25 protein-coding genes and 1 riboswitch are annotated in these 25,811 nt (G+C 67.2%); of the genes, 9 read left to right on the forward strand and 16 right to left on the reverse strand.

The window, feature by feature from the left end:
• The 5 genes from IBJ06_RS12920 to IBJ06_RS12940 all read left to right on the forward strand — a co-directional run.
• Positions 1-820: DUF459 domain-containing protein (locus tag IBJ06_RS12920; RefSeq protein ID WP_292161063.1), on the forward strand; the 820-nt coding region annotated here is incomplete at its 5' end.
• 3 nt (positions 821-823) lie between these two features.
• On the forward strand, positions 824-2,113 hold the full coding sequence (locus IBJ06_RS12925; protein WP_292161065.1) for a GDSL-type esterase/lipase family protein: 1,290 nt from the start codon (positions 824-826) through the stop codon (positions 2,111-2,113).
• 3 nt (positions 2,114-2,116) lie between these two features.
• The gene (locus tag IBJ06_RS12930) at positions 2,117-3,520 is read left to right on the forward strand and encodes an MBOAT family protein (protein WP_292161066.1); all 1,404 of its coding nucleotides are present in this window, start codon (positions 2,117-2,119) and stop codon (positions 3,518-3,520) included.
• Between the two features lie 15 nt (positions 3,521-3,535).
• Positions 3,536-4,057 (forward strand): hypothetical protein, encoded by a 522-nt coding sequence (locus IBJ06_RS12935; RefSeq protein WP_292161068.1) that lies wholly within the window; start codon positions 3,536-3,538, stop codon positions 4,055-4,057.
• A gap of 82 nt (positions 4,058-4,139) precedes the next feature.
• Complete coding sequence (locus tag IBJ06_RS12940) at positions 4,140-6,620, forward strand: prolyl oligopeptidase family serine peptidase (protein WP_292161070.1); 2,481 nt, start codon at positions 4,140-4,142, stop codon at positions 6,618-6,620.
• A 69-nt stretch (positions 6,621-6,689) separates the two neighbouring features.
• On the opposite strand, the gene IBJ06_RS12945 is transcribed toward IBJ06_RS12940, so the two are convergent.
• From IBJ06_RS12945 to gcvT, 5 genes are all read right to left on the reverse strand, one after another.
• Entirely contained in the window at positions 6,690-7,163 is a 474-nt protein-coding gene (locus IBJ06_RS12945) for a DUF6789 family protein (RefSeq protein WP_292161072.1), read from the reverse strand.
• A 154-nt stretch (positions 7,164-7,317) separates the two neighbouring features.
• Complete coding sequence (gene gcvPB / locus IBJ06_RS12950) at positions 7,318-8,898, reverse strand: aminomethyl-transferring glycine dehydrogenase subunit GcvPB (protein ID WP_292161074.1); 1,581 nt, start codon at positions 8,896-8,898, stop codon at positions 7,318-7,320.
• Positions 8,899-8,909: 11 nt separating this feature from the next.
• Complete coding sequence (gcvPA, locus tag IBJ06_RS12955) at positions 8,910-10,256, reverse strand: aminomethyl-transferring glycine dehydrogenase subunit GcvPA (protein ID WP_292161076.1); 1,347 nt, start codon at positions 10,254-10,256, stop codon at positions 8,910-8,912.
• Positions 10,257-10,308: 52 nt separating this feature from the next.
• Entirely contained in the window at positions 10,309-10,674 is a 366-nt protein-coding gene (gene gcvH / locus IBJ06_RS12960; RefSeq protein WP_292161078.1) for a glycine cleavage system protein GcvH, read from the reverse strand.
• 11 nt (positions 10,675-10,685) lie between these two features.
• Positions 10,686-11,795: a glycine cleavage system aminomethyltransferase GcvT gene (gcvT, locus tag IBJ06_RS12965; protein WP_292161080.1), complete on the reverse strand. Its 1,110-nt coding sequence runs from the start codon at positions 11,793-11,795 to the stop codon at positions 10,686-10,688.
• A 132-nt stretch (positions 11,796-11,927) separates the two neighbouring features.
• A riboswitch (glycine riboswitch) is annotated at positions 11,928-12,025 on the reverse strand.
• Positions 12,026-12,130: 105 nt separating this feature from the next.
• Here gcvT and IBJ06_RS12970 point away from each other — a divergent pair.
• Complete coding sequence (locus IBJ06_RS12970) at positions 12,131-12,382, forward strand: PepSY domain-containing protein (protein WP_292161082.1); 252 nt, start codon at positions 12,131-12,133, stop codon at positions 12,380-12,382.
• A gap of 71 nt (positions 12,383-12,453) precedes the next feature.
• On the opposite strand, the gene IBJ06_RS12975 is transcribed toward IBJ06_RS12970, so the two are convergent.
• The 4 genes from IBJ06_RS12975 to IBJ06_RS12990 form a co-directional block, all read right to left on the reverse strand.
• Positions 12,454-12,912, reverse strand: a complete 459-nt coding sequence (locus IBJ06_RS12975; protein ID WP_292161084.1) for a peptidase S1 — start codon at positions 12,910-12,912, stop codon at positions 12,454-12,456.
• Between the two features lie 89 nt (positions 12,913-13,001).
• Positions 13,002-14,021, reverse strand: a complete 1,020-nt coding sequence (locus IBJ06_RS12980; protein WP_292161087.1) for an adenosine deaminase — start codon at positions 14,019-14,021, stop codon at positions 13,002-13,004.
• A 38-nt stretch (positions 14,022-14,059) separates the two neighbouring features.
• On the reverse strand, positions 14,060-15,859 hold the full coding sequence (gene argS / locus IBJ06_RS12985) for an arginine--tRNA ligase (protein ID WP_292161089.1): 1,800 nt from the start codon (positions 15,857-15,859) through the stop codon (positions 14,060-14,062).
• A complete protein-coding gene (locus IBJ06_RS12990) occupies positions 15,856-16,515 on the reverse strand; it encodes a Tat pathway signal sequence domain protein (RefSeq protein WP_292161091.1) in 660 nt (219 codons plus the stop codon). Before IBJ06_RS12990 ends, argS begins: the two co-directional genes overlap by 4 nt.
• Positions 16,516-16,660: 145 nt before the next feature.
• Between IBJ06_RS12990 and ispH the strand changes: the two genes are divergently transcribed.
• Positions 16,661-17,623 (forward strand): 4-hydroxy-3-methylbut-2-enyl diphosphate reductase, encoded by a 963-nt coding sequence (ispH, locus tag IBJ06_RS12995; RefSeq protein WP_292161094.1) that lies wholly within the window; start codon positions 16,661-16,663, stop codon positions 17,621-17,623.
• 21 nt (positions 17,624-17,644) lie between these two features.
• Here the strand turns inward: ispH and IBJ06_RS13000 are convergent, their stop codons facing one another.
• The 3 genes from IBJ06_RS13000 to IBJ06_RS13010 are packed head-to-tail and all read right to left on the reverse strand — an operon-like array spanning position 17,645 to position 20,142.
• Positions 17,645-18,217, reverse strand: coding sequence for a DUF3035 domain-containing protein (locus IBJ06_RS13000; protein ID WP_292161095.1), 573 nt, complete (start codon positions 18,215-18,217; stop codon positions 17,645-17,647).
• A 59-nt stretch (positions 18,218-18,276) separates the two neighbouring features.
• A complete protein-coding gene (gene lspA / locus IBJ06_RS13005; protein ID WP_292161096.1) occupies positions 18,277-18,807 on the reverse strand; it encodes a signal peptidase II in 531 nt (176 codons plus the stop codon).
• A gap of 48 nt (positions 18,808-18,855) precedes the next feature.
• Positions 18,856-20,142 carry a lytic murein transglycosylase gene (locus IBJ06_RS13010; RefSeq protein WP_292161097.1) on the reverse strand — a complete coding sequence of 429 codons (1,287 nt, stop codon included), beginning with the start codon at positions 20,140-20,142 and terminating at the stop codon, positions 18,856-18,858.
• Between the two features lie 268 nt (positions 20,143-20,410).
• Here IBJ06_RS13010 and ykgO point away from each other — a divergent pair, with 268 nt between their 5' ends.
• Both ykgO and IBJ06_RS13020 read left to right on the forward strand, forming a co-directional pair.
• The gene (gene ykgO, locus IBJ06_RS13015; protein ID WP_006274063.1) at positions 20,411-20,536 is read left to right on the forward strand and encodes a type B 50S ribosomal protein L36; all 126 of its coding nucleotides are present in this window, start codon (positions 20,411-20,413) and stop codon (positions 20,534-20,536) included.
• A gap of 151 nt (positions 20,537-20,687) precedes the next feature.
• Positions 20,688-20,963: a DUF2312 domain-containing protein gene (locus IBJ06_RS13020; protein ID WP_123287087.1), complete on the forward strand. Its 276-nt coding sequence runs from the start codon at positions 20,688-20,690 to the stop codon at positions 20,961-20,963.
• A 968-nt stretch (positions 20,964-21,931) separates the two neighbouring features.
• Here IBJ06_RS13020 and IBJ06_RS13030 read toward each other — a convergent pair.
• The 4 genes from IBJ06_RS13030 to IBJ06_RS13045 form a co-directional block, all read right to left on the reverse strand.
• The gene (locus IBJ06_RS13030; RefSeq protein ID WP_292161098.1) at positions 21,932-22,117 is read right to left on the reverse strand and encodes a DUF3008 family protein; all 186 of its coding nucleotides are present in this window, start codon (positions 22,115-22,117) and stop codon (positions 21,932-21,934) included.
• Positions 22,118-22,177: 60 nt separating this feature from the next.
• A complete protein-coding gene (locus IBJ06_RS13035) occupies positions 22,178-22,759 on the reverse strand; it encodes a phosphohydrolase (RefSeq protein ID WP_292161100.1) in 582 nt (193 codons plus the stop codon).
• 364 nt (positions 22,760-23,123) lie between these two features.
• A complete protein-coding gene (locus tag IBJ06_RS13040; RefSeq protein ID WP_292161102.1) occupies positions 23,124-24,287 on the reverse strand; it encodes an isovaleryl-CoA dehydrogenase in 1,164 nt (387 codons plus the stop codon).
• A 57-nt stretch (positions 24,288-24,344) separates the two neighbouring features.
• Positions 24,345-25,766 (reverse strand): lysozyme, encoded by a 1,422-nt coding sequence (locus IBJ06_RS13045; protein ID WP_292161105.1) that lies wholly within the window; start codon positions 25,764-25,766, stop codon positions 24,345-24,347.
• Positions 25,767-25,811 lie beyond the last annotated feature (45 nt).

Raw genomic sequence — 25,811 nt, forward strand, 5'->3', positions numbered from 1 at the left:
GCTGACCCCCGACGGTCGCGCCTGGCTGAGCAATCCCACCCTGATGCTGGGCGGGCAGGCGAATGCCTCGGCCAGTGCCGCCGGGACCGCCGTCGCAGCAGCGCCGGTCGAGGTTGAGGCGCCGGTTGTCCCCGCCAGCAGTCTCAAGACCCGTTATGCCGACGGCAAACTGACCATCGGCGTGTTCGGTGACTCCATGGCCGACGGCCTGTGGGCGGCATTGTACCGCGATCTCGGCGATCTGGACGGTGTCGATGTGGTCAAGTTCAGCGAGGTCTCGACCGGTCTCAGCCGCTACGACTATGTCGACATCCAGGCCAAGACCACGCGTCAACTGGCCGGGCAGCCGGTCGATGTCGCCATCATCCTGTTCGGCACCAATGACGCCCAGGCCATCGTCATCGACGGCCAGATCCACCCGTTTGGCAGCGACGGCTGGAAGGCCGCCTACGCCCGGCGCGTCGACAATCTGGTCCAACTGATGCGGTCGCGCGGGGCCGAGGTCTACTGGGTCGGCCTGCCGCGTATGAAGAGCAGCGGCTTTGACGGACGCATGGCGCTCATCAACGACGTCGTGGAGGCGCGCATGACGGCCCTGGGCGTGCCCTGGTTCGACACCGTTACCCTCACCTCAAACGAGGCGGGCGGCTATGAGGCCTACCTCAGCGACGATCAGGGGCGTCGTCGTCTGATGCGGGCTGGCGACGGCATCCATATGAGCATGAGCGGTTATCTGCGCATGGCCGATCCGGTCGCAGACCGGCTCAAGGCCGATATGGGCGTGGATGAGACCCGGTCGGTCGGGCCGGACACACCCTGATCCATGGCGATCCAGGCCGCTGCGGCAGCTGTGATCCTTTCCCTGGCGGTGGGCGCAGCGGTTTGTCGCGCCCAGACCCCTTACATGCCGGTCGAGCGGCCCGCTCCGGGCGAGACGGTCTGCGGCGCACCGATCTGCGGCGTCGAATTTCTGGCACCGGCTTTCCTGAAGCTGGAAGCCCTCGAAGCCCCGGGCGGCGGCCGCGTTCATATTCTGCAGATTGGCGACAGTCACACGGCGGGGGACCAGATCAGTGGCCGGGTCCGCAGCCGCATGCAGGCCCGTTTCGGGCGGGGCGGGCGGGGGATACTGCCGCCGGGGCTGCCCTATGCCGGCTATGCCCCGCGCCAGGTGATGATTGCGACGACCGGAACCCGCTATCTGCCGGCCCCGCTGGCGGCGGGTGGCACGCGGGTGTCAATGGGTCTGGCCGGAGGACAGGGACGGCTCGAGACCGGGGACCATCTGTCGATCACCGTCGATCCGGGCGTGCCATTGACCTCGGTGGGCGTATGCGGACAGGCCGGGCCGGACCGGGGCGGATTGCAGATCATCCCCGATATCGGCCTGCCCCGGACCATCGCGTTTCGGCGTGACCTTGCTGGCCCCCTGTGTGCCGGGATCGACCTGTCCCCCGGCGGTGCTGGCCTGACCCTGGTCGCCGTGGACGCGCCGGTGGTGTTGGACGATGTCCGCTTGTGGAGCGACGCGGGGCTGAGCCTGTCAAATCTCGGCGTCGTCGGCTCAACCCTGATGGACCTGGACGGCCGGGATGCGGCGACGGTCGATGCCCAGCTGCAGACCGATCCGCCCGACCTGATCCTGCTGGCCTATGGGGTCAATGAGGGCTTCGATGGCGGGCTGGATATTGTCGCCTATGAACGCGCGCTGCGAGACCGGATCGCGGGGTTGCGGCAGGCGGTGCCGGATGCCGCCATCATGATCCTCGGGGCACCGGACGGATTACGCCGGACCTCCCCGTCCGCAGGTCCACAACCCTGGTCACAGAGCTGCGGAGCCCAGGGCGAGTGGCAGACGCCGCCGAACCTGGCGCTGGTCCGGGATGTGCAACGCCGCGTGTCCGAGGACTTGGGTGTGGCATTCTGGGACTGGTACGGGCGTATGGGCGGGGCGTGTTCGGCGGATCGACTGGCAGGGGGGCCTGAGCCGCTGATGCGCGGCGACCGGGTGCATTTCACCGCCGCTGGAGCCGAGTGGATCGGCGATGTCTTCGCGGATGATCTGATGTCTGGCTACGACGGCTGGCGGGCCGGCCGGACGGGCGGGGACTGATCGATGCTGTTTCCGACGCTCGCCTTCGGCGTCTTCTTCCTGTTCGTCTATTTCACCGCGTGGTCGCTGGACCGTGAGAACGGCCGTCGCAAGGTCTTCCTGCTGCTGGCCAGCTGGTTCTTCTATGCCCAGTGGGACTGGCGGTTTGTCGGCCTGCTGATCCTGTCGGCGGTGCTGAACTGGGGCGTCGCCGCCCTGATCGCCCGCAATGACAGTTCGGTTCAGCGCAAATGGCTGGTGGCGCTGGGCGTGCTGATCAATCTGCTGATCCTCGGCTTCTTCAAATACTATGGCTTCTTCATCGAGCAGATGGCGGATCTGCTGACCCGCGTCGGGTGGGAGCGGGATTTGCCGCTGCTGCAGGTGGTGCTGCCCGTCGGGATCAGCTTCTTCACCTTCCAGGGCATCAGCTATGTCGTCGACGTGCACCGGCGAAAGACCGAGCCGGCCAACAGCCTGCTCGACGTCATGCTGCTGATGAGCTTCTTCCCCCATCTCGTCGCCGGGCCGATCGTGCGGGCTTCGGACCTGCTCCCGCAGTTCGCCAGGACACCGCGTCTGACACGGGAAGCGGCGACGCTGGGCCTGCTGCTGATTGTCTGGGGCCTGTTCAAGAAGACGGTCATCGCATCCGAGCTGGCCGTCAATCTGGTCGATCCGGTCTTCTTCGACCCCTCAGCCTATGGAGCGTTCGACATTGCCGCAGCCGTCTATGGCTATGCGGTCCAGATCTATTGCGACTTCTCGGCCTATTCCGACATGGCTATCGGGATCGCCCTGCTGCTGGGCTATTCCTTTCCGCGCAACTTCGACCAGCCCTACCGCGCCAGTTCCCTGCAGCAGTTCTGGCGGCGCTGGCATATCAGCCTGTCCAGCTGGCTGCGTGACTATCTGTATGTGCCGCTGGGTGGAGGCAAGAAAGGCCTGTGGTCGTCCAGCCTCAATGTGATGATCACCATGCTGCTGGGCGGGCTGTGGCACGGTGCCGCCTGGACCTTCGTGGCCTGGGGGGCGCTGCACGGCGGGGTGCAGGTGATCGAGCGGCTCGGCCGGGCCGCATTCGGGGACCGCAAGGTGATCCCGACGGTGGTCGGCGTGCTGATCACCTTCCACATCGTCTGCCTGGGCTGGATCCTGTTCCGGGCCGAGACCTTCGACCTGGCCGTGGCCATGCTGGAGGGTCTGGGCCGGATGGGGCCGCTGGCCCTGACCACGCCCTTCATGCTGGGCCTGATCGTCATCGGTCTGGGCATGCACTGGCTGCCGCCGCGTGCGGCCGAGGGGCTGGCTGTGCGCCTGAAGGCGGCACCGTCCCTGACGCTGGGCCTGCTGGTCGGCGCGGCCTTCCTGCTGGTCGAGGCCATGCGCCCGGACGGCGTGGCCCCCTTCATCTATTTCCAGTTCTAGGGGAGGGTAGGGCGCATGGCTGATCACCCCGATGACCCGAACGATCCGATTGATCCGTTTCCCACGGATTTCCCGGAGCCGTCGCCCTCGCGCTTTCCGCCCGTCGGAGAGGAGACCATGCCGCAGGGGGAGAGGCCCGTGGATCCGACCGATCCGCCCAGCGACTGGAACGCCCGGGCCGATGCCCACGACCTTCCGCTGAATACGAAGCGGCCCAGTCGTTTGAAGATACTGGGCCAACTGGCCTTTCCACCGCCGCCGCCCGCCGATGAGGAGACCCTCGCCGCCCGGGATCTTCGATGGACCAGCCGGGTCATTCTGATCGTCACCGTCTTCATGTTGATCTTCAACGGGGCCTCGATCCAGAACTGGGCCCGTCAACAGGCCCCGAACTGGTTCACGGTGACCGTCCAGCAAGTGGCCGATGTCTGGATGACCCAGGTGTCACAGCTCGGCGCCGACACGCCGCGGCAGGGCATCCGCGAGACCTATCAGGACGCCCACGATGCGCGCTTTCCGGGTCAGGACCCGGCCTGAGGCAAACGCGCGCTTGACCCACGCGACCCCCGCCCCCTAGCTTGCCCCGCCCTCGCGTGGGGGTGCTTTCGGGGTGGATCACATGCGGCGTCGTCACTGGATGAACGGACTTTCGGCTCTGGCGGTCATGACCGCGGTACCGGCGATGGCGCTGGCGGCGATCACCCCGTCGGTGGCGCTGGCGCAGGCGGCGTCCACGGATCCGATCGTCTATCAGCAACCGCCGGCCCCCATCGCCCAGATCCTCGACACCCTGCCCAGCGCCACACCCAGCCTGAGCCCCGACCGCGACACCCTGGCCCTGTTCGACCGGTCGAACCTCCCGCCGATCTCGGAACTGGCCGAGCCCATGCTGCGGCTGGGCGGCTATCGCATCAATCCGCGCAACAATGGTCCGGCCAACAGCCGGGTCAGCTGGCTGACGGGACTTAGCCTGAAGGGGCTGGACAGCGCCGAGGCCGAGGCCGTAGCCCTGCCCGAGGGTGCACGCTTTACCTCGCCCAGCTGGTCGCCGAACGGGGACGGCATCGCCTTTCTGATGGATGAGCCGGAGGGCCTGGCCCTGTGGGTGGTGGATGTGGACAGCCGCGCGGCGCGTCGTCTGACCCCGCCTGTGATCAATGCCGCGTCCGGCACCGGCATCGACTGGCTGCCCGACGGGTCCGGTCTGCTGGTGCGGGCCATTCCGGAAGGTCGGGGGGCCGCACCCGACGTGAGCCGGCCACCGACCGGCCCGATCGTCGAGGAGAGCATGGGGCGCGCCGCGCCGGTCCGCACCTATCAGGACCTGCTGTCCAATCCCGGCGATGAGGCGCTGTTCGACCATTATTTCACCAGCCAGCTGATGCTGGTGCCGCTGCAAGGCAGCCCGAAGCGCATTGGCCAGCCGGGTGTGATCCTCAGCGCCTCGCTGTCGCCTGACGGCCGTTTCATCCTGCAGACCGTGGCCAAGCGGCCCTTCAGCTATGTGGTGCCGGCCAGTCTGTTCCCGGCGGACGTGGTGGTCACGGATCTGAACGGACAGGTCGTCCATCGGGTCGCAGACCTGCCGCTGCGGGACAATGTGCCGACGCCGTTCGACGCGGTTCCGACGGGCCCGCGCTCGGTCCAGTGGCGGGCCGACGCCGACGCCACCCTGGTCTGGGTCGAGGCGCTGGACGGCGGCAATCCGGCCAATGAGGCCGTTACCCGCGACCGGGTGCTGATGCTGGACGCGCCCTTCCGGGGCACGCCGACCACCCTGATTGACCTGCCGGAGCGCTATGCCGGCATTCAGTGGGGCCGCGATGATGTGGCCCTGGTCAATACTCGCTGGTTCAACACCCGTCACGAGATGCGGTTTGTTGTCGATCCTTCCAATCCGGGCGAGGGGCGCAAGCTGATCGATCGCAACTATCAGGATCGCTACAATGACCCGGGCTTCCCAGTGACCGAACCAAACGGTCAGGGGCGGTCTCTGATCCGCTTTTCGGCCGATGGCAGGGCCATCATTATGGCGGGCGCGGGGGCCACGCGCGAGGGTGAGTATCCGTTCGTCGCCAGCATGGATCTTGAGACCGGCAAGCGGACCGAACTGTGGCGCTCGGCCACCGGCGAATATGAAACCGTCGTGGGCTTCCTCGACGCCGAGGGCACCCGGCTGGTGACCCGGCGAGAGACCCTGACCGAGCCGGCCAACATCCATCTGCGCGACCTCACGGACGGCAGCCGGATGGCGCTTACGGCCTTCCCCGACCCGGCGCCGCAACTGGCCGGTGTCAGTCGCCAGCTGATCACCTATCAGCGCGCCGACGGGGTTCAGTTGTCAGGCACCCTCTATCTGCCGGCCGGCTACGACAAGGACCGCGATGGTCCCTTGCCGCTGCTGATGTGGGCCTATCCGGCCGAGTTTACCGACGCCGCAGTCGCCGGCCAGGTGGTCGATACCGCCAACCGCTTTGTGCGCCCGGGCGGCTCCAGTCACCTGTTCCTGCTGACTCAGGGCTATGCCATCCTCGACAATCCCTCCATGCCGATCATCGGCGTCGACGGGGCGGAGCCCAATGACACCTACATCGAACAGCTGTCGGCCTCGGCGTCGGCGGCGGTTGATGCGGTGGTCGGGATGGGCGTCGCCGACCGCGACCGGATCGCGGTGGGGGGACACAGCTATGGCGCCTTCATGACGGCCAACCTTCTCGCCCACACGGACCTGTTCCGGACCGGGATCGCCCGCTCCGGGGCCTATAACCGGACCCTGACCCCGTTCGGCTTCCAGGCCGAGCAGCGAACCTACTGGCAGGCGACCGACACCTATACGCAGATGTCGCCCTTCACCTATGCCGATCAGGTCAATGAGCCGATCCTGCTGATCCACGGCGAGGCGGACGACAATTCCGGCACCTTCCCGGTCCAGTCCGAGCGCTTCTATGCGGCGCTCAAGGGGCAGGGGGCCACGGTCCGCTATGTGGTCCTGCCGCTGGAAGCGCACGGCTATCGCGCGCGGGAATCGGTCGGGCACACCCTGTGGGAAATGACCCGCTGGCTGGACCAGTACGTCAAGAACGCCGGCCCGCGCCGCTAGGGGCCTGGGACAACGACCCTGCACTGACGGCCCCGGAGGGACTCTCCGGGGCCGTTTCGCATCCTGCGGCTAATGCGCCAGATGGACGTGGTCGCGGACCCGTTCCTGCCGCCAGCCCTTGCCGACCAGCCGGGCATAGACATTGCCCAGCACCGCGCCAAACACGGCGTGGGTCAGCACCAGCCAGGCCACGCTGACGAAGCCGGCCAGTACGCCGAACAGGCCGATCCCGCCCAGGGGGGCGACGGTCAGCCCCATCAGCAGAAAGGCCCCGACGGCAAAGACGATGCCCTTGGTCTCGGGTGTTTCGGTGGGCAGTCGCGGACACAGGATACCGAACAGGGGCCCAAGAATCAGGGTCGCAAAAGCGAAGTGTCCGGCCCAGCCGGTCCAGATCATGGACTCGGTATTGAGGATGACGGTGACCAGTCGGGGAAAGCTGACGGCCCAAGGGCCGACCAGATACTGAACGATCTCGAGAACGGATACTGCAAGTGCCGCCACAAATCCGGCGATCATTCCCTTGTAAACGCGTGACATCATGACCATTGCGCCTCCCAACGCTTGTTTTGGGTTCTGATTACGCAGGGCCATCATACGCGCATCAGCGGACGCTGCGTTCACAATGCCGTGCACGCAGGTCTGATCAGCCGGAAGCCCGGCTTATGTCGGAGGGAGAACGAAGGCGTGGTGCGGGTCAGGCCGCCCGGTTGGAGCCGTCGGGAGCAGTCCAGCGCAGCACCGGCTGACGCGCGGCCCGTGTCTCGTCCAGACGTTTCATCGGGGCGTGGAAGGGTGCACCCTTGAAACGGTCCACGTCGCCGGCCTTCGCGGCTTCGGCGAGGGCGCGCATGGCGTGGATGAAGCGATCCAGCTCGGCCTTCGACTCCGTCTCGGTCGGCTCGATCAGCATGGCCCCGTGAACGACCAGCGGGAAGTACATGGTCATCGGGTGGAAGCCCTCGTCGATCATCGCCTTGGCGAAGTCCAGGGTGGTGATGTCCGTGCCCTTGAGCCATTCGTCGTCGAACAGGGCCTCGTGCATGCATGGCCCCTCGGGGAAGGCGGGGCTCATCAGATCCTCGAGGCGGGCCTTGATGTAGTTGGCATTCAGCACCGCGTCCTCGGCGACCTGACGCAGGCCGTCCGAGCCGTGGCTCATCATGTAGCTGAGCGCGCGGACGTACATGCCCATCTGGCCCTGGAAGGCACACAGGCGGCCGAAGGCCTGCTCCGCCTCATCCTCGGCGAACTCCACCAGCTTGAAGCCGTCCTTGCCGCCGACCACCCAGGGGGTCGGGGCGAACGGGGCCAGCGCCTCGGACAGCACCACCGGGCCCGCGCCCGGTCCGCCGCCGCCGTGGGGCGTGGAGAAGGTCTTGTGCAGGTTGATGTGCATGGCGTCGACGCCCAGATCGCCCGGCCGCACCCGGCCGACGATGGCGTTGAAGTTGGCCCCGTCGCAGTAGAAATAGGCCCCCGCCTCGTGGGTCAGGCGGCTGATCTCGAGGATGTCGCGCTCGAACAGGCCACAGGTGTTGGGGTTGGTCACCATGATGGCGGCGACGTCATCGCCCAGCTTGGCCTCGAGATCGGCCAGATCCACGCGCCCGTCATTGGTCTGGGCGATCTCGACGACCGTATAGCCGACGAAGGCGGCGGTGGCGGGGTTGGTGCCGTGGGCGCTGGTCGGCACCAGCACCTTGTTGCGGGGCTTGTCGGAGCGCAGGCCGTGGCCCGCCGCCCGGTGCGCCGCGCGAATGGCCATCAGGCCGCACAGCTCGCCGTGGGCCCCGGCCTTGGGCGACAGGGCCACGGCGGGCATGCCGGTCAGGGTGGTCAGCCAGTGCGACAGGGAATCCATCAGCTCCAGCGCGCCCTGGACCGTCGACTGCGGCTGCAGGGGGTGGATGTCCGAGAAGCCTGGCAGGCGCGCCATCTTCTCGTTCAGGCGCGGGTTGTGCTTCATGGTGCACGAGCCCAGCGGATAAATGGCCAGGTCGATGGCGTGGTTCTTCTGGCTCAGCCGCACATAGTGGCGCATGGCCTCGGGCTCCGACAGGCCCGGCAGGCCGATCGGATCGCGCCGGACCAGATCGCCCAGGTCGGAGGCATCGCCTTGAGGCTCGGGCAGATCGACGCCGGTCTTGCCCCAGCCCTCGCCCTCGAAGATCAGGGCCGCGTTCTGCAACAGGCCGCGACCGCCGGTGAGGGTGGCGGGCTTCGACTCAACACGGTTCGGGGTGGTCGGACGGCCAACGGTGTTCATGGTGCTCATCGGTCCGGTCCTCAGTTCGCCAGAACCTTGGCGAGCGCGGTCGCCAGGATCTTGATGTCAGCCTCGGTGGTGGTCTCGGTCGCGGCGACCAGCAGGACATCGTCCATGCCGGCCCCGGGTGCGAGGCGGCTGTAGGGCACGCCCGCGAGGACACGTTGATCGGCCAGTTGCTCGACCACTTCCGCGGCCGGCTTCGGCAGCCTGACCGCAAATTCATTGAAGAAGCGCGGGGTCAGCACCTCCACGCCCGGTATCGCGGCCAGGGCGTCGCGCGTCTTCACCGCCGTCTCATGGTTCAGCAGGGCCAGCCTCCGCAGCCCCGTCTCGCCCAGCAGGCTCATGTGGATGGTGAAGGCAAGGGTGCACAGGCCCGAGTTGGTGCAGATGTTCGACGTCGCCTTGTCGCGGCGGATGTGCTGCTCGCGCGTCGACAGGGTCAGGACGAAGCCCCGCTCGCCGTCGGCATCCACGGTCTCGCCGCACAGGCGGCCTGGCATCTGGCGGACCAGTTTTTCGCGGCAGGCGAACAGGCCGACGTAGGGGCCGCCGAAGTTCAGGGCGTTGCCGATCGACTGGCCCTCGGCGGCGACGATGTCCGCGCCCATCTCGCCCGGCGACTTCAGCAGGCCCATGGACACGGCCTCGGTCACCACCACGATCAGCAGGGCGCCGGCGGCGTGGGCCGCCTCGGCGATCTTCGTCACGTCCGTCGCCGTGCCGAACACGTTCGGGGTCTGGACCACGACGCAGGCGGTGTCCGGCCCGATCTGGTCGATCACGGCGGCCTCGGCGTCGACGGCGGCGGCCAGCACCTGGGTCTCGACCCCGACGGCGTGGACCACGGTCTCGGTCGCGGCGACATAGTGCGGATGCACCCCGCCCGAGATCACCGCCTTGTTGCGGCGGGTCACGCGGGTGGCCATCAGCACGCCCTCGGCCATGGCGGTCGAGCCATCGTAGAGCGAGGCATTGGCCACCGGCATGCCGGTCAGGTTCGCGACCTGGGTCTGGAACTCGTACAGATACTGCAGCGTCCCCTGGGCGATTTCCGGCTGATAGGGGGTGTAGCTGGTCAGGAACTCCGACCGCTGGATGACATGGTCAACCGTCGCCGGCACATGGTGCTTGTAGGCCCCTGCGCCGCAGAAGAAGGGCACCGTGCCCGCCGTGGCGTTCTTTGCCGCCATGGCGCCCAGCGCCCGCTCGACCTCCAGCTCGCCTGCCACGCGGGGCAGGTCGACCGGGCCGTCCAGACGGGCAGCTTCCGGCACGTCGACGAACAGGTCATCGATCGATTTCACACCGATGGCGGCCAGCATGGCCTCACGGTCGTCGGGCGTCAGGGGGAGGTAGCGCATGGCAGATTCCTGGCCGGGCAGCTGACTCTTAATCAGCTGCCCGGAAGCGGGGTCAGAGGGTGGCGAGGAAGGCGTCGTAGGCGGCGCGGTCCATCAGGCCATCCAGCTGCGCGGCATCGGAGACCTTGATCTTCGCGAACCAGCCCTCGCCCTCGGCATCGGCATTGACGGTTTCCGGGGCGCCGGACAGGGCGTCATTGGCCTCGACCACTTCGCCCGAGACGGGGGCATAGACGTCGGATGCCGCCTTGACGCTTTCGACGACGGCGAAGCTGTCGCCCTTGCCGACGGTCTTGCCGACCTCGGGCACCTCGACGAACACGACATCGCCCAGCTGGTCGGCGGCGTGTTTGGTGATGCCGACGGTGGCGACGTCACCGTCCAGTTTGACCCACTCGTGATCCTTGGTGAACTTCATGGTCTGATCTCTCAGGCTTTCGGTTTGCGATAATAGCGTTGCGCCACAAAGGGCATGGCGGTGACGGTGGCGGCAGCAGGCTTGCCGCGCACGATAACTTTCAGGTCCGTGCCGAGTTCGGCAAAGGCCGGGGGAACGTAGCCCATGGCGATGTTCTTCCCGAGGGACGGCGACGGGCCACCCGAGGTGACGGTGCCGATAACCTTGCCGTCAGCATCGGCGATCTCGGCGCCTTCGCGGGCGGGAGCCCCTTCCTTGACGTGCAATCCGATGCGGACCCGGGCCGGGCTGTCCGCCAATTCCTTGAGGATACGCTCGGCCCCCGGGAAGTCCGCGCGTTCCTTGCGCGACTTCGACAGGGCAAAGGTGAGGTTACCCTCCACCGGGCTGGTGGTCGGGTCGATGTCATGGCCGTGCAGGGGAAGGCCCGCCTCAAGACGCAGGCTGTCCCGCGCGCCCAGACCGATCGGCTTGACGCGGGCGTCTTCCAGCAGGGTATTCCAGATGCGTTCGGCCTGATCGCCGGGCACCGAAATCTCGTAACCGTCCTCGCCCGTATAGCCCGACCGGGAGATGAAGCAGTCGCATCCGAACATCATCAGACGGGCACAATCCATGAAGCCCATCTCGGCCAGCACGGGCTCGTGCGCAGCCATCACCTCGGCCGCCTCAGGCCCCTGGATGGCCAGCAGGGCGCGATCTTCCAGACGCGTCAGGGTGACGTCGCCTTCCAGTCGCGCCTGAAGCCAGGCAAAGTCCGCGTCCTTGTTGCCCGCATTGACGACGACATAGAGGCCCGCATGGTCGGGCTTGCCCGCCATCAGGTCGTCCATGATGCCGCCGTCGTCGTTCAGCAGCAGGGAGTATTTCTGCTTGCCGGCCTTGAGGATCTGATAGTCGCCGGGGACGAAGCGTTCAAACCAGCTCACGGCATCGGCACCCGTGATGCGCGCCTGGCCCATGTGCGAGACATCGAACAGGCCCGCGTGCTCGCGCGTCCAGCGGTGCTCGGCCAGGACACCCTCGTACTGCACCGGCATGTCGTAACCGCCGAAGCCGACCATGCGGGCGCCCAGCGCCCGGTGCGCCGCATTCAGGGGTGTGGTCTTCAGCTCGGTCATCGGTGTCGGGCTCTCACTCGCGGACGGTCGCCCGTCCCGTAAAGCCCCCGCTGTCTCGAAGCCTGAGAGATTCCGGCGAACGCGTTCGCCTTGCTCCGTCGGCGAGCCCTGCCGGGCTCTTTCCAGCGTCTGGTGCGCCTCGCGGTCCTTTTGCCTGAGCGTTTCCGGGGCGGTTGCGCCTTCGGCTCCGGGACCCAAACCATGACCCCGATCTCTCCCGCGAGAGCCCGTCTTCCCTGTGCGTAGCCGCGACTGGAGTCAAGCGTCCGTGCGGAACCGTTCGGCAAACCTGAGGCTTGTCTCAGGCGAGGACAATGATGAACACAGGAAGAATGATGCGTAATGTACTGATTGCCGCGGCAGCGCTCGGGCTTCTTGCCACCCCGACCATGGTGCAGGCCCAGGATCCCGTCACCGAGGAACAGGCGATCTCGATTGCCGAGCGCCATGGAATGGTCCGGCTGAAAGACGTCGATCGCGAAGACTACGGGTGGGAGGTTGAGGGCTGGACGGCCGATGGCCGTGAAATCGAGGTCGAGATCAACCACGACGGCACGGTCCGCGAAATCGACATCGACGACGATTGATCTGAGTTGCCCGCCAACACCACACCCTCCGGTAGCGCTGCCGGAGGGTGTTTCAGTTCGGGTGTTCGGGCCTATTCGATCTCGGTGATGACCAGAATGGTTTCCGGGTTGCCGCTGAACGCGCCGACCCAGATGTCGTAGACCCCGCTTTGGGGACGGCCGAAGCGGACCTGGGCGTCTCCGTCGCCGAAGCTGTCGTCGTCGCAGTACCACTGACCGTCCGGTCCGTTGATGATCAGGGTCGTGTCAGAGCCGGAGATCGTCCGGATGAAGAGCGGCGTGGAACCGTTGCCGTTAAAGGTCAGACGGAAGTCGGGAGCTTCGCCGATATTGCCCACGCAGGCGCCGGGGAGCGCGCCACCATTGACGGGACCGCCCGCGAAGACCTCGACGGTATAGGGGTCATTGGTGAAGCCAGCCGACAGGCGCACCTGGCCGAAGGTAGGGCTGGCAGAGGGATCCTGGGCGCTGGCGGCCGAGGCTACCAGGCAGAACCCGGCAAGGGTCGTGAGCAACAAGGACGTCTTCATTCGCTATCTCCATGGACCGGCATGATCGCCTGTCTCAGCCCGCTTACTGTAACGCTTGGTGATCCGCTCGCAACGCAAACTTATCAGCGTTATCTCATCGCGATTTGGGCAGCGTACGCCTCCACGGCACTGATATGCCGCGCCTTGTCGGCTTCGGTCAGGAATGATCCGGCAAAGCTGTTGATGGCGAGTTCGACCAGCTGTTCGCGGGTCACGCCCGCGAGGTCGGCCATGGCCTCATAGTTGCGGTTCACATAGCCGCCGAAATAGGCGGGATCGTCCGAGTTCAGGGTGACCTTCAGCCCGGCGTCCAGCATGGCGGGCAGGGGGTGCCGCGCCAGGTCGTCGACGACGCACAGCTTGTGGTTCGACAGGGGGCAGACCGTCAGCGTCATGCCTTCCTCGACAAGGCGCCTGATCAGGGCCGGGTCCTCCATGGCCCGGTTGCCGTGATCGATGCGGTCGACCTTCAGCAGGTCCAGTGCCTCCCAGATGTACGCGGGCGGGCCCTCCTCGCCGGCGTGGGCGACACGCTTGAGACCTATCTCTCCAGCGCGCTGGAACACCCGCTGGAATTTCGACGGAGGGTGGCCGACCTCCGAGGAGTCCAGACCGACGCCGAGAATCCGGTCCTGCCAAGGCTCGGCGGCCTTCAGGGTGGCAAAGGCCGCGTCCTCGTCCAGATGGCGCAGGAAGCACAGGATCAGCCGCGAGGTGACACCCAGCTCTGCCTCGGCCCGGTCCATCGAGCCCAGCAGGCCGTCGATCGCTACCTGGAAGGGGATGCCGCGATCCGTGTGGGTCTGGGGGTCGAAGAAAATCTCGGCATGGCGCACACTGTCCGCCGCCGCCCGCCGGAAATAGGCCAGACCCAGATCGTGGAAGTCTTCTTCGGTCCGCAGCACATCCGCTCCGGCATAGTAGATGTCGAGGAAGTCCTGCAGGTTCGAAAAGTCATAGGCGGCCCGCACCGCCTCGACGCTGTCGAAGGGCAGGGACACCCTGTTCCGCTTGGCCAGCTCGAACATCAGTTCGGGCTCGAGCGAGCCCTCGATGTGCAGATGCAGTTCGGCCTTGGGCAGGCCGGCGATGAAGTCGTGCATGGACATGGCGGGTCTCCCGGGACGTGCGGCCCGGGTAGACTAGGCTACATCCGCTCAGGTGTCGCTATGCCCAGCAGGTCCAGCGCCAGTTCCAGCTGGGCCAGAGTCGTCCGCGCCAGGGCCAGACGCGAGGCTCGCACCGTGGCATCATCCGCGCCCAGGATCGGACAGGCCGCGTAGAACTTCGAGAACGACTGGGCCAGTCGATACGCATGCTCGGCCACCAGATGCGGCATGCGCTTGTCATAGGCGTCGGCCACGGCACCCGAGAAGGCGTCCAGCGTCAGCACCAGATCGCGCTCGGCCGGGTCATCCACGCGGATCGCCGCGTCTGCGGGCACGCCGTCCCCGGCCTTGCGCAGCAGGGATTTGATGCGCACCGACTGGTACAGCAGATAGGGGCCGGTCTTGCCCTCGAAGCTGGTGAAGCGATCAAGGTCGAAGATGTAGCTGGTGGTCCGGGCGTTCGACAGATCGGCGAACTTGAGGGCGGCGACGGCCACCTTGTGCGCGGTGTCCTCGAACGCCTCGGGCGAAAGGTCGTCGCCCAGACGGGCTTCCTTCAGCCGCTCGCGCGCCTTGTCGGTCGCCATGGTGATCAGGTCGTGCAGCTTCAGCACGCCGCCCGCGCGGGTCTTGAAGGGCTTGCCGTCCGGGCCGTTCATGGTGCCGAAGCCCAGGTGTTCCAGCTCGCCCTCAGAGGCGTAGCCGGCCAGCCGGGCGGCCCGGAACACCTGCTCGAAATGCTCGGCCTGACGTTCGTCGACGACGTACAGCACCAGCTCCGGGTCGATCCGGTTGCGGCGATCGAGAATGGTGGCCAGATCGGTGGTGCCGTACATGGCCGAGCCCTCCGACGAGACGACCAGCAGGGGCGGCGGGCTGGGCACCTCGATGACCGAGCCGTCGTCCAGCTTCTTCTTGCGGGTCTCGCCCGGGCCGGCCACGTGCACGACGCGGGCGCCCGCATCCTCAACCAGCAGGCCCTTTTTCTCCAGATCCAGAATCATGCCCGCCATCAGCGGATCGGCGTCGGATTCCCCGTTCCACAGGTCAAAGGTCACCCCCAGGGCGCCGAACTCGCGCTCCAGCGCGGAGCGGCTGACCGCGACGAAATGGGCCCACAGCGCGCGATAGCCGGCATGACCGCCCTGCAACTCAGCGGTCGCCTTGCGGGCGCGGTCGCGGAACTCCGGCTCGGCCTTGGCCCGGGCGGCGGCGGCGGGATAAAGGCGCTCCAGGTCCTCGAGCGTCACCGGACTGTCGGCCGGAAAGGGGCCGTCGGTGGCCATGAAGGGCGTGCCGAGCCCTTCGTCCGCGCAGGCGACGATCAGCAGGCCCATCTGGAAGCCCCAGTCGCCGAAGTGGGCATCGCCCCACACCTTGTCACCGCGAAAGCGGAACAGGCGCTTCAGGCTCTCGCCGATGATGGACGAACGCAGATGGCCGACGTGCATCGGCTTGGCCACATTCGGCCCTGCATAATCGATGATCACCCGGCGGGCGCGGTCGACCGGCTCGGCACCCCGGCGGGTGTCGTCGGCCATCACCTCGGCGGCGCGTGAGGTCAGGGCGGCGGGAGAGACTACCAGATTGATGAAGCCCGGACCGGCCACCTCAACCGAAGTCAGGTCCTCATGGCCCTTGAGGCGCGCGACGACCCGCCCGGCCAGGTCGCGGGGATTGGTGCCATGTGCCTTCGCCACCGCCATGGCGGCGTTGGACTGAAAGTCCGCGAGGTCGGGACGATCCGAAGCGGTGACCCGAACCTTGTCCGAGGCCACGCCTTCGGCGGCGAAGGCGGCCGCGACCGCTTCGCCGAGGCGCGATTTCAGATCGGTCATCGGTTGATGCAGGTCCCGGGGCTGGTGGCCGTGGCATCGACGCAGAAGCGGCTGCCGACGCGATTGAACGCGGCCATTTCCGGCGTCACGTCAAACCCGATCAGGATCTCGAAATTCGCCCCCGAAGTCTGGGCATTGGCCCGCGGGATGACAATGGTCTGGGATTCGCTGACGCGGGTGCGATCCTGGCCGCCGAACTGAACCGGCAGATCGAAATATTGTTTGGCGAGCACGGCCGTATCCCGGCTGGTGACCGCCACCCAGTAGCGATAGGTACGGCCGTCGCCCTCTGCGTTGGGTCCCTTGCCGAGCGAGAACAGCATATTGGTGTCAACCACGATGGGGTCGTCGTTGCGATAGCGGCAGTCCGACGTCACGCCCTCGATCTCGCCCGTGTAGCCGACATTGGCGGCCAGGGCCCGGTTGTCGGCCAGTTCTACATAGCGGGCGGCGTCGTACAGCACCCGCACGATCGGACAGGGACCGGCATTGGCCTGGCGTCCCAGTGGCAGGATGCGGGCCCGCTCACGAGGTTGCGCCTGAGAGCCGTCGGCGTTCTGGCCCCCTCCCTGCGGTCGGCTCTGGGCCTGGGCAGTGTCGGGAAGTACGGCCAGCGAAATGGCGGCGACGAAGGCAAGGGCAAGAACGCGACGCATCTGTGTCTCAACTATTCCCGGGTCTGGTTGGGCCATTTGCCCGGCATCCGAAGGCAACAACATCCCGCTGATAACGGCTAAAGCGAGGCACCGCAAACGGCTGGTGGCGCGGACGCCCCAAGATGCCTAGTTTGGGGGCATGGATATGTCTGCTTCTGCTCCCTCTGGCCGTCGGCCGCTGGTCGTGCGTCTGGCGACGCCACGCGGATTTTGCGCGGGGGTCGACCGGGCGATCCAGATCGTCGAGCGCGCCCTCGAGAAGTATGGCGCGCCCGTCTTCGTACGCCATGAGATCGTCCACAACCGGCATGTCGTCGAGCGGTTGAAGGCCTTGGGCGCGGTATTCGTCAAGGAATTGGACGAGTGTCCGGACGATCGGCCGGTGGTGTTCTCGGCCCATGGTGTGCCCAAGGCCGTGCCCGAGGCGGCCCGTTCCCGCGACATGTTCTTTCTGGATGCCACCTGCCCCCTGGTGTCGAAGGTGCATGTGGAGTGTGAGCGGCGTTACGAGGAGGGTCGGCACATCATCCTGATCGGTCATGCCGGACATCCGGAGGTGGTCGGGACCATGGGACAGTTACCGCCCGGAGCCATCTCGCTGGTCGAAACGGTCGAGGATGCCAGGACCTTTGAGCGCCCCGGTAACCAGCCCCTGGCTTATGCGACCCAGACGACACTGTCGGTCGACGACACGGCCGAAATCCTGTCGGTGCTCAAGGCGCGCTTTCCCGAACTGCCGGATCCGCACAAGGAGGACATCTGCTACGCCACGACCAATCGTCAGGAGGCCGTCAAGCGGCTGGGCGAGGGTAGTGACCTGGTGCTGGTCGTCGGGTCCGCCAACTCTTCCAACTCGGCCCGCTTGGTCGAGGTGGCCCTGAGAGCGGGCGCCGGTGACGCGCGGCTGGTCGATGACGCCACGGCCATCCAGTGGGAGTGGTTCGATGCGGTGCAGACGGTGGGTGTCACCGCCGGGGCCTCGGCACCGGAGAAGCTGATCACCGATCTGGTGGACGCCATCGGAACGCGCTTCGACACGACCGTCGTCGAGGATGACGGGGTGCGCGAAAGCGTCACCTTCAAGTTGCCGAGAGCCCTCGTGGACTGACCGGCTTGCAGGCAGCGAGACTTACAGGCCCGGAAGCTTGAAACCCGGCGAACGACGCGGTCGGATGACGATTGCGTTCTGGCCGCCGGTCAGCGCCTGGAGACGCTCATATTCCGAAGCGGCATCGATCGGCACAACGCCGTCGGCGGTCAGCATGCGGGTTTCGGTCTGGGTCGCCGGGTCCTCGCGACGCCAGAACATCACGCGGTTGGCCCAGTTTTCTTCCTTGTGGGCGATATCGCCGAACTGGTCATCGATGACATAGCGAATGGTGCCGTCGATCTGGCCGGTCCCGGCTCCGACGCGGCCAGCCAGCGCCTGTTCACCGGCGGAACGGGTGACGGACTGGCGCTCTGAGGCCAGAATCTGGCGGGCGACCAGTTCGGGCGTGACGTCCTGCGGCCGCGGCTGGCCCGGGACGGGGGGGCGCAGGCCATATTCCGGCGGGACCGACAGGGGCGCGCGCGACACCGTCAGGAACTCATCCGGGGTGACCTTGGTCAGGCCGACGCTCTGGCGGAAGCCCGTGCAGGCCTGAAGGCTGAGACCGGCGACGGCGACAACGGCGAGGGCGAGAACTTTACGGCTACGCATGGATAGGCTCGGCTCCTGTGGCGCGACGGGCACCTGGGATCTTAGTGAAGACCCTGTGATTACGACTTTTCGTTGGCGACGCCAACCTCGCGGGCGTCACGCTCCGAGAGGAAGGCGTCCACGATCAGCAGGATCACGCCAATCGTGATGGCGCTGTCGGCGATGTTGAAGACCCACGGGAACAGGCCCGTCCCCGAGAAGTCGATGAAGTCGACCACGCCGCCGAAACGGATCCGGTCGATGACATTGCCCAGCGCGCCGCCCATCACCAGGCCGATGGCGGTGATCAGCAGGCGGCGGTCGGCGCGGGTGGCCCACCAGGCGAGCGCCGCGGCCACGACAACCGAGAAGGTCGACAGGATCCAGCGGCCGGCGCCGCCGCCGAACAGCCCGAAACTGACGCCGTCATTCAGCAGATAGGTGAACCGCAGATAGGGCGGCCAGATATCCAGCAGACGAAAGCCATTGGGAATGAGCGACAGGTCGGTCGTTCCCAGCCGGGCCAGGACCCAGGCCTTGGTCAACTGGTCGACGATGATGATCGTCAGGGCAAAGCCGTAGGCGGCCCAGGAGATGCGCGGGATGCTCATGATCGCAGGCGGTTAGCAGGAAGGCGGCATCAGGCGAAGCGAAAACCGTCAGCGGGCCATGCGGATCAGTTCGTCGGCCAGTTCGGCGGTCAGATAGCCATCGGCCAGCCGCCCGTTGTCGATCTGCCACTGGCGAAGGGCGGCGCGGGTATTGGCGCCGATCACCCCGTCGATGCCCTGGGTGTCATAGCCCAGGCTGGTCAGGGCGCGCTGGGTCCCGGTTCGCTGCTCCCGGGACAGGGGGGCGTCATCCGGCCATGCGCGGGTCAGGCCCGGCCTGCCCTGGATTCCGTCGGCGGTCAGGCCGATGGCCAAGGCATAGGAGACCGAATTGTTGTAGCGGCGGATCACATAGTGGTTGGGCAGGGCGAGGAAGGCCGGCCCCCGCGCGCCCTGGGGCAGCAGGATGGTGGCACCCTCGGCCCGCTCGGCCGCGCTGGGCTCGCCGCCGTGGGCCAGACGCACGCCGCGCGCGCTCCAGAAGGCCCAGTCGTGGCGCGCCCCTTCGGCCAGCCCATAGTCGAAATTGGCGGGCAGGATCACCTCATAGCCCCAGGCCTGGCCGCGCTTCCAGCCGGCCTGGGCCAGCAGATTGGCGGCTGAGGCGAGGGCGTCGGCATCCGAGCCCCAGATGTCGACCCGGCCGTCGCCGTCCTGATCGATGCCGAGCCGCAGATAGTTGTCGGGCATGAACTGGGTCTGGCCCATGGCCCCGGCCCAACTGCCCTTCAGACCCGAGCGGGCGCGACGCCCGTCGATGACGATGTCGAGCGCATGCTTGAGCTGGCCCTCGGCCCAGTCGCGCCGGCGACCGTCATAGGCGAGGGTGGCCAGCGAGCGGATCACGTCAAAATCGCCCTGGACCTGACCAAAGGCGCTTTCCTGAGCCCAGATGGCCAGCAGGATCTCGGTCGGGACGCCAAAGCGTTGGACGACGGCCCAGGGCACCCGGTCGGCCCGCTGCTTCGCCTGGGCGATTCGGGCGGGAGTCACGGCATTCTGGACATAGGCGCCGGCGGGACGCGAGAATTCCGGCTGGTTGCCGTCCAGCCGGATGACGGTGGGGTCGGGCGACAGGCCGGCCAGTTCGCGCTCATAGGCGGCGCGGCGGGCGCCGCCGTGACGGTCGAGGAAGCCCTGCTTCCAGCCGTCGAAGCCGGCCTGGTCCGGGGCCGGTGCGGCCGTCGTCGGTGCGGGCGTGGCCGGCGGCGGCGTCGCGGGCGCGGCAGGCTGCGAGGTCTCGGGCTGCGGCAGCTGCGGCAAGGGCGATTCGGGCAGCATGGGGGCGCAGGCCGCGACGGTAGCGATCAGGATGAGACGGGTAGAGATACGCATGATCACGAGGTTTCGGGTCCTGTCGCGAAGGGTCTTCAGGGAGTTGGAGTGTAAGCGCGCCGCCCCAACAAAGCGTTGCCATGATGGCGGATTCCGGGCGACCGGTGCGGCATCCGGAACACAGAGGCGTGAGGCCCCCCGGCCGCGCCCGGCGGATTGACCCCACAGGGGCGTTGACGTCCGTGCCGCCCCTCTCTATACGCACCGCTCCGCCGCAAGTCCGCCTTGTGGCTTTTTCTATTCTGACCAGCCCGCAGGACAAAAGACCATGAAGGTCCGCAGCTCTCTCAAGTCGCTCAAGGGTCGCCACCGCGACTGCAAGATCGTGCGCCGCAAGGGCGTGGTCTATGTGATCAACAAGACCGATCCGCGCTTCAAGGCCAAGCAGGGCTGAGCACGGCGGTTTGGCCGGCCACCTCTGTGGCCGGTTGATCCATCCACAGGTCGCGGGCGATGTCCGCGGCCTTTTTCGTGCCTGACGTTGAGCGGTGACCGCCCGGACGTTAAGCCTGTTCCCCTGTTCCTTGCCGCCCGCGGAGACCCCCATGGCCGACGACGCCGCCTTTGAATCCAGCCCCGATGTGCTGACCTCGACCGCCCAAGGGCGGCTGCGCACCCTGATCGAGCGGCTGGAGCGGCTGGAAGAGGACAAGCAGGCCGTCATGGGCGACATGAAGGAGGTCTTCGCCGAAGCCAAGGGCGAGGGCTATGACGTCAAGGTGCTGCGCAAGGTGCTGCGCATCCGCAAGCAGGACAAGGCCAAGCGCCAGGAGGAAGAGGCCATCCTCGACCTCTATCTGTCCGCCCTCGGCGAGATCTGACCCTGATCCGGCGGTCAAAGCCTGACCGCCCGGAACGGCCGACGCTGGAGCAGCTGCGCACGGCCGAACGAAAGGCCGCGCAACGCGCCGCCCTCCGCGCGCTGAAAAAGGCCCGCCGCACCGCCGAGGCCGAGGGCGTCGACCTGTCGGAGTGGGAGAGCGAATTCCTCGACTCCCTGTCCGAACGGATCACCGAACACGGCCGCGCCTTCGCCGACCCGGAAAAGGGCGCCCCGGGCAAGGCCCTGTCGACCCTGCAGGGCCGCAAGCTCAAGGAAATCACGAGGAAGGCCAGCGGTGAGCTGCCGCCGTGGAAGCGGCCCAGGGGGTAGGGCCACGCGAACGCCCCCGTCCGTTGGCGCGGCGGGTTGGAGGGCAGGCGGAGCGCCGGGCCTTCGCCCGGAGTGAATAGAGTTTACCGTTTCGACGAAGGCTGACGCTCCGCGCGGGTGGTTTTCCGGAAGCTTGCGTCGGGTGGCGGTGTTATCGCCTTACCGCAGCGCCCCCGGCGGGCGGGCTGAACCTGCGTTCAGTCCCGGACGATCGAGTATCCCCCTCGACCCAGTGTTGACGGCGGGCCTTGCGCCCGGCTGCCGAAGCCTCCCTGAGACCTGGAAGCCGGACAGCTCCGCCGCCAACCCCGCTCCATCCGCTCCCGCCGCCGCAAGGTCGCAGGCCTTACGAGCCCTCCGCGCGACGGGACGCTCTGAGGATTGCACAGCTCGCGACCTGGTCGGGAAGAACGGTGCGAGACACGGAAGGGGCGTTGAAAGGACTGGGGAATTGCGGGGCGGCTATCCTATCAACTGTCTCCTCCCTATCGCAGATGGGGAGGTGGCGCGGCGCGTCAGCGCCGTGACGGAGGGGTTCTGGAGGTCGGAGCGCGGCCAAGAGCCCCTCCACCCTGCTTCGCCAAGGCTACGCAGGGTCCCCCTCCCCATCACGATGGGGAGGAGACGAGCGCGACCTCAGTCGCCCGCGTGTTCGGGCTTACCCTTGCGAGAGGTGCTGGCCATGTCTTCCAGTTCCTTTTCGGTCATGGATTCGACCATGGATTTCGACGCGCCCTTGAGCTCGGATTTGGGGGTGTCGCCGCGCCTGGCCGAAAGGGCGGCACCGGCGGCTTTCTGCTGGGCCTTGGATTTGGCGGGCATGGGGGCTCCTTTCCTTCCTCAAGGAAAAGAGGTCAGGCCGCGGCTGGTTCCGTGGGCCGTTCAGCCGAGGGCGGCAATAGAAGCGGCCAGATTGGTGCGGGCGGCTGCCTCGAACCGCTCGCGGCCCCAGTCGCTGAAATAGAGCCACGGGCGCTCGACAAACCGTTGTAAAATCCCGCGCCGCGCCTCGCGATAGAGAGCTTCCGGCACGAAGGCATATTCGCGGCGGATGGCCTGTTCATAGGCGTCGAACACGTCCGGCCGGGCGCCGAGGATGGAGAGGTCCATGTCGAGGAACTCGGCCATGTCGCTCTGGTCGTCGGGCTTGAGGCCGTCCGGGATTTCGTGACGGGCCGTGCCCTCGATCATCCGTACGGCCCGTGCGCGGACAGCGTGGTCGAGGTCCGGCAGGTCTGCGTCCATCAGCAACCGGGCGCTCTCGGCCTCATTGTCGGAACGGGTGGGATCATAGACGGCATCGTGGAACAGAATGGCCAGCTCGACAGCAGCCGGATCGTGCAGATGCTCCCGGCGCTGGCCGAACCAGCCCAACAGGGCCTCGATGTGCGCCCAGGTGTGATAGTGGCGCTGCGGCTCGGCGTGACGCGCTTGCAGGTCGGCGAGGAGGGCGCGTGGGATCATTTCGAGGGCCCGTGTACGTCGAGGCGAACCGCAGGCGCCGCGCCGGGGTCGGCGGGCGTGGCGTTTGGCGACCCGTTCGAGAATGCGACGATTGTCGTCAAAATCAGGCCGAATGACGAGATCTGGGCGATGCGATGGATGAGGAGCCAGCGCCTCAGCCGTCTGCGGTCCGAGGGGATCGGCGTGGCCCACAAGAGTGCCCCGGTCCGCCATGTATTCGTATTGCCCTGAAACAGATCCGGGACCGGCTTTTTCAGGAGGCCGTCTCGCTCCATCCGCCGAAGGAGCGGCCAGGCCTGCATAGCTGCGATCATTGCGAGGCCCTGACCGATCGCGACCAAAAGAAAAAGGGGCCAAGGAGGCGTCATCCCCCCAGCAGCTCCCGCCCGATCAGGAAGCGGCGGATTTCGTTCGTTCCGGCGCCGATGTCGTAGAGTTTGGCGTCGCGGACGAGGCGTTCGACGGGCCATTCCTTGGTGTAGCCGGCGCCGCCGAGAGCCTGGACGGCCTCGAGGCTGACCTTCACGGCGTTTTCGCTGGCCAACAGGATGGCGCCGGCGGCGTCGTAGCGGGTGGTCAGACCCTGATCGCAGGCGCGGGCGACGGCATAGACATAGGCGCGGGCGCTGTTCAGGGCGACGTACATGTCGGCGACCTTGGCCTGCATCAGCTGGAAGCTGCCGATCGGCTTGCCGAACTGCTTGCGTTCGCGGACGTAGGGCAGGACGACGTCGAGGGCGGCCTGCATGATGCCCAGAGGTCCTGCGGCCAGCACGGCGCGCTCATAGTCGAGGCCACTCATCAGAACGGCTGCGCCACGGCCCTCGCCGCCCATGATGTTCTCGGCCGGGACCTCGCAGTCCTCGAACACCAGTTCGGCGGTGTCGGAGCCGCGCATACCCATCTTGTCCAGCTTTTTCGAGACGCTGAACCCCTTCATGCCCTTCTCGATCAGGAAGGCGGTGACGCCGCCGTTGCCCTCGCCCGTGCGGGCATAGACGACCAGGGTCTCGGCGTGCGGGGCGTTGGTGATCCAGAATTTGGTGCCGTTCAGGATGTAGCGGTCGCCCTTCTTCTCGGCGCGGGTCTTCATCGACATGACGTCGGAGCCGGAGCCGGCCTCGGACATGGCGAGCGAGCCGACGTGTTCGCCCGAGATCAGTTTCGGCAGGTATTTGGCCTTCTGTTCCGGGGTGCCCCAGCGACGGATCTGGTTGACGCAGAGGTTGGAGTGGGCGCCGTAGCTGAGGCCGATCGAGGCCGAGGCGCGCGAGACCTCTTCCATGGCCACGACGTGTTCCAGATAGCCGAGGCCGAGGCCGCCCCAGTCTTCTTCGACGGTGATGCCGTGCAGGCCCAGCTCGCCCATCTCGGGCCAGAGGTCGCGGGCGAACTCGTTCTTCTCGTCGATCCCGGCGGCGCGGGGGGCCAGCCGGTCGGCGGCCCAGCGGGCGGTGGTGTCGCGGATGGCGTCGGCGGTCTCGCCGAGGCCGAATTCCATGGATTGGGGGGCGTTGGGAATGCTCATGCCGAGCGGGTTAGCACCGATCCCGCAGTCCGCGAAGACCCTCCGGTCCGTGCGACGTCAGGCCGCTTCGTCTTCGGTCGGCTCGGCAGGAGTCGCCCCGCGCCCGGGCCCGAAGCGGGCATAGAGGTTCCAGGCCGAGACGCCGACGCACGACGCACCGATGACGGCCAGCACACCGGCGATCAGAGTGGTCTCGCCCATCGGCGAGGGCTGATCGACCGACAGGCGGAAGGCCGCGGCCGAGGCCGTGCAGGCGGCGAGGCCCACGCCCCCCATGATCAGAAAGGCCCCGGTCTCGCGCCAGTCAAAGCGGCGTGCGGGTTCGTCGGGCGTCTCATGGACCAGGACACCGGTCTGGGTGCCGTCATCGATGAAAAGGGGCGACTGGTCGAGCTGGAAGTCGGGATTGCGGTCGGCGTCGGTCCACAGGGGGCGGAGCGGCTGGGGCTCGTCAGCCTCGCCGGGGGGCGTCAGTTCGAGGGCGGGCGCGGGCTGGACCTCGGGCACCGGCTCCGGTTGCGGAGCGGGTTCGGGCTGGGGCGCAGGCTCGGGTGTGATCTCGGGGGCCACCAGGTGGGCCTCGATGGGGGCCTCGGCGGGGGCCGCAATGGAGGCCGCAGTGTGGGCCGCGCGTGCCAGAACCGGCAGAGGTCCCACCACCTGAACCGCATAGGGTGAATAGCGCTGGACAGCGGGGTCCATCTGACGGGACTGCGACGGGCCCGACAGCGACAGGCTGAGCGGCGCGTCGGAGGGATCCGGGTCATTGTCGCGATCCGTCTCGCCGGGCGTGCCCACCATGGGCTCGGCGGGCGCATCGGAGTCCAGGGCGACCGGGCCGAAATTGGGGATGTTGAGGGGGGCGACCTCGGTCCCGGCGCTGTCGTCCTCCGCCTCTCCGAGCAGGACCGCGACGGCTTCAGCCCGGGCGTCCGGCATCGATGCCGGGTCGGGTTGGGGCGCAGGTTCCGGCTCTGGTTCCGGCTGGGGGATCGGCGGCGGCAGGGGGGCGGACAACAGGGCCGCCAGGGCGACGGGTTGTCCCGGATCAGCCATGAACAGGGCGCGCTCGGCAGCGCGGCGGCGCAGGCCGTCCTGGGGCGAGGTCGGCTGCGGCCAGTGGACCAGGGCATCGGCGGCCTCGCCTGTCGCGCCGCGTCCCAAGGTTTCCAGAACGTCGGATGCCAGGAAGGTGTCGATGCCGACCGACAGGGCGAAACTGGCCAGGGCGTCGAACTGGTGGGCGTTGAGCGAGGGGATGCGGCCCTCGTCCATGGCCGCGTTCAGCGCCCTGACGACTGGCAGCAGGTCGTACTGGAGCAGCAACTCGGCATCGGCCTCGCCGACGGTCAGACCCTCGCGCGCGGTCAGCCGGTGGCCATAGCCGATCACCCAGTGTCCGTCGGCGTCGCGGGTGGCCGTGGCGCGAAAGCCCTCGAAGCTCTTGATGAGCACCACCCCCTCGCGGGAGACCTTCATCCTGTGCCGGATCGCTTCAGACACCGCAATTGACCCAATTCGAGA

It is taken from the genome of Brevundimonas sp. (assembly GCF_016742135.1).
Taxonomy (GTDB): domain Bacteria; phylum Pseudomonadota; class Alphaproteobacteria; order Caulobacterales; family Caulobacteraceae; genus Brevundimonas.